Origin of the sequence: Aequorivita aurantiaca (genome assembly GCF_030410135.1) — a bacterium.
Classification (GTDB): Bacteria; Bacteroidota; Bacteroidia; order Flavobacteriales; family Flavobacteriaceae; genus Aequorivita; species Aequorivita aurantiaca.
Genome location: NZ_JAUGQQ010000041.1, coordinates 1 through 508, shown reverse-complemented (window position 1 = coordinate 508; position 508 = coordinate 1). Strand labels below are relative to the sequence as shown.

At 33.7% G+C, this 508-nt stretch carries 1 protein-coding gene; it reads left to right on the top strand.

Annotation, left to right across the window (positions count from 1 at the left end; all coding sequences use genetic code 11):
• Positions 1–222, top strand: a 222-nt coding sequence (locus QRD02_RS14325; RefSeq protein ID WP_290255644.1) for a hypothetical protein, incomplete at its 5' end; no start/stop codon positions are given.
• Positions 223–508: the final 286 nt, after the last annotated feature.

Here is a 508-nt window from a genome sequence, read left to right as displayed (position 1 = left end):
ACGGAAAGCTCTCAAATAAACCCGAATTTGGAAATTAATAAAGAACTAAAAATTGAGCGGACTTGTCTCGCCGATGTTGGATTATGGATTCAGTTGGACAAAAAAGTTTTAAATTGTTTCATTATTGATAATGATGATGATTTTTCAACGAATTCTCATTGTTACGAAAATATCGATTTAAAACAGACAAAAAAAGAAGTTTATAGTTTTTTAGAAACGTAAAAAAAACGTGTGGTAACAATATATAACCGCAATTACGGCGGATTCGACTGCGTCCGAATCCACGCGTAATTGCTACCGTAGGTGCTTATTCGAAAAACATTAAATTTACCCGTAACTGCGGTTATACCAAACGTTGTGCAATATTTAATAATAAAGAAACAGCACCGGAAAACCAGCCGAACAGCTTCCGATTTTTTTTTGGAAAAATTGTTTTTTAAGGTCAAAAAAATAAAATGTTGCGCGGACAAAAATGCGGAACCGAATAAAAAAGGTTTCGGGAATTTTG